Raw genomic sequence first — 5,178 nt, forward strand, 5'->3', positions numbered from 1 at the left:
AACCCCGACGATGGAGAAGCATCAGCGCGCGGTCTCCGCCGCCGAAATCGAGGCGAGCCCGCGCGCGGCGCTCGGCTCCGGCGGTGGCGGCAGCGGCGCGGGCGGCGGAGGCAGGGGCAGCGGCAACAGCAACGGCAACGGCAACGGCAACCGTAATTCGTCGGCGGCAACGGGCGCCGCGGACGCGATCTACGACACGTCGACCGTCGCCACGCGCTCGGTGGTGCAGGTCGACGTGCGGGTCGTCGAGTTCAGCCGTTCCGTACTCAAGCAGGTCGGCTTGAATATCCTCAAGCAGAACAACGGCTTCACGTTCGGCTCGTTTGCGCCGTCGGCCATGACGTCGGCGACGCTCGGCTCGACACCGAACTTCGACTCGATCGCGCCGATTTCGTCGGCGTTCAATCTGGTTTTCAATTCGGCCACGCATGGTCTGTTCGCCAACCTGAGCCTGATGGAATCGAACAACCTCGCGCGCGTGCTCGCCGAGCCGACGCTCGTCGCGCTATCGGGCCAAAGCGCGAGCTTTCTCGCCGGTGGAGAAATTCCCGTGCCGATTCCGCAGGGACTGGGCACCACGTCGATCGAATACAAACCGTATGGCGTCGGCCTGACCTTGACGCCGACCGTGCTGAGCCCGCAGCGCATTGCGCTGAAGGTCGCGCCCGAAGCAAGTCAGCTGGACTTTTCGAACGCGGTGACGATCAGTGGCGTGTCGGTGCCCGCGATCACCACGCGTCGCGCTGATACGACTGTCGAGCTGGGCGACGGAGAAAGCTTCGTGATCGGCGGCCTGATCGATCGGGAGACGATCTCGAACGTGGCGAAGGTGCCGCTGCTCGGCGACCTGCCGGTCATTGGCGCGTTCTTCAAGCAGCTGAACTACCAGCAGAACGACAAGGAGCTCGTCATCATCGTGACGCCGCATCTGGTTGCGCCGCTGGCGAAAGGCGCGACGCTGCCTTCGACGCCGGGCGAGCAGGCCGAGCAGCGCAACGGTCCGGTGTGGCGCTCGTTCCTGGGCGGTGTGGCGTCACGCGATGCGGTGCCGGGATTCTCCAGATGAGCCGGCGTGTGCGAACGGTGCGGTTGTCGTCTCGCCCAGGCCGGCAGATGAGCATGGCGGGTGGCCCCGCAGGGTGGTCACCGCGCAGTAGTGCGCAATACAAGGCGGTGGCTTTCGGGCCGACGCCGCGAGGGTGTGTGCAACATGAACGCGAGAACGCATTCATTGACTGAACGGGCTATCGCCGATTATTTCGTGTTCGCGTCGCTGGACGACGAGCACGTGCATTGGCTCGCCGAAACCTTGATCGGTGCCGGAGCGGTGGAAGCCGTGACGCTCGATCCGGGGATGCTCACGCAACGGATCGGCACGCTGAATCCGTCGCTCGTCTACGTCGATTTTTCGGGCGGCCGCGCGGCGGCGGCAAGCGCGGCCGCGAGCGCGGTGCGCACCGTTTATCCCGGACTGCAGATCATTGCGATCGGCTCGCTCGCCGAGCCGGAAAGCGCGCTTGCCGCGTTGCGCGCCGGCGTCAGGGATTTCATCGATTTGTCCGCTCCGGCGGCGGATGCGCTGCGCATTACGCGCCAGGTGATCGACAACCTCGTCGAACCGGTGAGCCGCCACGGCCAGGTCACGGCGTTGCTCGGCGCGCGCATCGGCATGGGCGTGAGCACGCTCGCCGCGAATCTTGCCGTCATGCTGCAGCGGCGCGACGTCGCGCAAGGCCGGCAGGCGGCGCTGCTCGATCTCGGTTTGCCCGCCGGCGACGGTTCACTGCTGCTCAACACCCGCAGCGAATTCAATTTCGTCGATGCGGTGCGCAATCTGCGCCGCTTCGATCAGACGTTCGTGCATACGGCGCTGTCGCACCATGGGAGCGGTCTGGCGTTGACCTCGCTGCCGGCGAATCTTGCCGATATGCGCGAGGTGTCGTATTCGTCGTCGGTCAGTCTGCTGAACCGGCTGCGAGCGTTCTTCGACCAGCAGATCATCGATCTCGGCGGCTTTACGAACAGCGAATTCATTGCGCAGGTCGTGCAGTCCGCCGATGACACGTGGCTCGTCTGCGATCAGGGCGTGGCGTCGATCGTGTCGGCGGTCGGCGTGCTCGATGCGCTGCGCGAGCAGGGCGTCAATACGGATACCGTGCGGCTCATCGTCAACAAGTTCGACCCCGATCTGGGTCTGGCCGCCGCGCAGATCGCGCAGCGTCTGGACATCGAGCTGCTGACCACGCTGCCGGAGCGGCGCGTGCCGCTTGGCCAGGCGGCCAATCAGGGACAACTGCTCGCCGAGACCGCGGCGCGCGATCCGTATGTGCGCGCACTCGAACCGCTGATCGAACAACTGGGCGGCGCCGCGCGCGTCAGCGCGCCGGTCGGCAAATCCGCACTCGTTGCGCTCAGGCGCTTTATTCCAACTTCTAACAAGCGGTCATAGACGATGGCAAGAGACATCGAATTTGCCGACGACGCACCTTCGTTTGCACATAGCCAGCAGTTCCAGGACATCAAGAACGCCGCGCATGAGCATCTGCTGACGCGTATCGAGGAACTGGGCTCGGAGTTCGGCCGCTGGTCGCGCAACGCGATCAACCAGTTCGTCGATCTGGAAATGGACAGCTTTGTACGCTTGCGCCGGATCCCGATCAACGAAAGCGAGGTGCGGGCGATTGCCGAGGCGCTGACCAAGGAACTCGCGGGCTTCGGTCCGATCGAGGACCTGCTCAACGATCCCGCCGTCGAAGACATTCTGATCAACGGCTACAACGACGTGTATGTGTCGCGCCACGGCATCCTGACGAAGATCCAGGTGCGCTTTGCCGACAACGCGCATCTGCTGCGGATCGTGCGGCGCATTCTTGCGCCGATCGGCCGGCGCCTCGACGAATCGAATCCGATGGTCGACGCGCGGCTGCCGAACGGCGGGCGCGTGAACGTGGTGATCGAGCCGCTGTCGATCGACGGCCCGATCGTGTCGATACGCAAATTCCGCAAGGATCCGCTGCGTCCCGACGATCTGCTTGGCAACGGCACCTACAACGCCGAAATCGGCGCGCTGCTCGAAGCCGCGGTGGCCGCGCGCTGCAACGTGCTGGTGGCGGGGGGCACGAGCTCCGGCAAGACCTCGCTGCTGAACGCACTGGCGTTTCATATTCCGGAGCCGGAACGTGTCGTCACGATCGAAGACACGGCCGAACTGTCGCTGAACCACCCGCACGTGGTGCGGCTCGAAAGCCGTCCGGGCGGTTTCGACGGCGCGGGCGTCGTGACGATTCGCGACCTGTTGCGCAATACGCTGCGTATGCGCCCGGATCGCATCATCGTCGGCGAAGTGCGCGGCGGCGAAGTGCTCGAAATGCTGCAGGCAATGAACACCGGCCACGACGGCTCGATGGGCACCGTGCACGCGAGCTCGCCGCGCGAATGCCTGTACCGGCTCGAAATGCTGGCCGGCTTCGCGGGCTTTCAGGGGACCGAATCGAGTCTGCGCCGGCAGATCGCCAACGCGATCGACTTCATCGTGCAGATCGGGCGTCTGTCGAACGGCAAGCGGCGCATTCTGTCGGTGACCGAAGTCACGGGCCTGTCCGACAACATCATCGCCACGCAGGAGCTGTATCGCTACGAACCGGTGCTGACCCAGAACGGCGATGAGCGCGACCAGTGGGTGTCGCTTGGCATTCATCCGCATTCGCCGAAGCTCGCGCGCTTTCGTCAGGCGTTGGGAGGGCCGGGCGATGACGCCGGCTTTGGGAATGGCTTTGGCGGGGGTGGCTTCGGCGGTGGTAATGGTGGTGGTGGCTTCGGCAGCGGCGGCGGCTTTGACGGCGGCTTCAATGTCTAACGGAGGCGTCCATGTCTAGCATGCCGCTGATCTTTGCCGCCGTCGCGCTGCTGTGCGCGGCCGGCGCGCTGCTGATCCTGCAGCGTGGCGCGCGGCGCAGCGGGCAGGTCAGCACCGAACGGTTCATCGACAGCCGCATGGCCACCGCAATGCCGGGCGTGCCTGCGGCGCAGATGAGCGGACAGGCGGCGCGTGTTTCGCGCGCGGCGCCGCAAGCCCCGCAGGCGGGGGCGGGCCTCGGTGCGCGCTTGCACTATCTGAAAGCGCGGCTGCGGTTTGCGCTCGGCAATCTGTTGAGTCGAGCGGGTCTCGCCAACGCGCGCGGACCGCTCTATCTGATCGCGGCGCTTGTGGTCGCGTTGACGTGCGTTGCCGCTAGCCGGGGTGGTCTGCTGGCGGCAGGTGCAACGTTGTGCGCGTGCGCGGTGTTCGGCTACTTCCTGCTGTCGATGCGAGCCCAAAAGCGCCGCCAGCAGATCGTGCGGCAAGTGCCGCTGTTTCTCGACGGCATTGTGCGTCTGATCACGCTCGGCAATAGTGTGCCGGCGGCCTTTCAGACGTCGTTGCAAACCACCGAGGCGCCGTTGCGCGAATGCCTCGATCAGGTATCCCGGATGCTGCGCACCGGCGTCGAGATCGACCGCGCGCTGTCGCATGTCGCCGCGCTGTACGGTGTCGGCGAACTCGAACTGGTGGGCGCGGTGCTCCGGCTGTCCGTCAAATACGGCGGGCGTGCCGATGTGATGCTCGACCGGATGTCGTCGTTCATGCGCGACCTCGAACAGGCTGAACGGGAACTGGTCGCGATGTCCGCGGAAACACGGTTGTCGTCGTGGGTGCTGGGTCTGTTGCCGGTCAGTATCGCGGGCTTCCTGATCGTGTCGAATCCCGGCTATTTCGGTTCGATGTGGTACGACCCGAGCGGCCGGCTATTCGTTTATCTGGCATTCGCGTTGCAGCTGGTGGGTGCCTATTTGCTGTACCGGCTTGCCCGGCTGCGGAGCTGACCATGCGTCCCGATCGCCTCCTCGCCATTGCGCTCGCGCTTGCCGCGCTCGCCGCGCTGCTGATCGGCGCGCTGTTGATCGCGCGTCTCGCGGCCGTCCGGCGCAGCGAACGCACACTCGCTCACGCGCTCGACGAACGCGCGCTGCAAAGCGCGGCGCTCACGGCCACCGCGGCGGCCGCGACTCAGGCGGATGCCGCGCCGGCTGGCCAGCATGCACCGAGGCCGACGCGTCCAAAAGGCAGGAAAGCGCTGCTCGAACACTTCGCGCACGCGGGTATCCGCTGGCTCGACACGCCGTTTGGCCGCCAGATCG

4 protein-coding genes and 1 pseudogene are annotated in these 5,178 nt (G+C 65.8%); all 5 read left to right on the forward strand.

The window, feature by feature from the left end:
- Positions 1 to 1,066, forward strand: a 1,066-nt coding sequence (locus tag QOC89_RS25905; protein WP_323047628.1) for a type II and III secretion system protein family protein, incomplete at its 5' end; no start/stop codon positions are given.
- Between the two features lie 144 nt (positions 1,067 to 1,210).
- Positions 1,211 to 2,449, forward strand: a complete 1,239-nt coding sequence (locus tag QOC89_RS25910; protein ID WP_323047629.1) for a fimbrial protein — start codon at positions 1,211 to 1,213, stop codon at positions 2,447 to 2,449.
- A 3-nt stretch (positions 2,450 to 2,452) separates the two neighbouring features.
- Complete coding sequence (locus QOC89_RS25915; RefSeq protein WP_323047630.1) at positions 2,453 to 3,856, forward strand: CpaF family protein; 1,404 nt, start codon at positions 2,453 to 2,455, stop codon at positions 3,854 to 3,856.
- A gap of 11 nt (positions 3,857 to 3,867) precedes the next feature.
- Complete coding sequence (locus tag QOC89_RS25920; protein WP_323047631.1) at positions 3,868 to 4,863, forward strand: type II secretion system F family protein; 996 nt, start codon at positions 3,868 to 3,870, stop codon at positions 4,861 to 4,863.
- A gap of 2 nt (positions 4,864 to 4,865) precedes the next feature.
- Positions 4,866 to 5,178: pseudogene (locus QOC89_RS25925) on the forward strand (type II secretion system F family protein); the annotation flags it as partial.

Origin of the sequence: Paraburkholderia sp. (assembly GCF_034668105.1) — a bacterium.
Classification (GTDB): domain Bacteria; phylum Pseudomonadota; class Gammaproteobacteria; order Burkholderiales; family Burkholderiaceae; genus Paraburkholderia.

Excerpts from the sequence above, each read along its gene's own strand:
- QOC89_RS25910 (WP_323047629.1), top strand. The coding sequence starts at position 1,211 with ATGAACGCGAGAACGCATTCATTGACTGAACGGGCTATCGCCGATTAT.
- QOC89_RS25915 (WP_323047630.1), top strand. The coding sequence starts at position 2,453 with ATGGCAAGAGACATCGAATTTGCCGACGACGCACCTTCGTTTGCACAT.
- QOC89_RS25920 (WP_323047631.1), top strand. The coding sequence starts at position 3,868 with ATGTCTAGCATGCCGCTGATCTTTGCCGCCGTCGCGCTGCTGTGCGCG.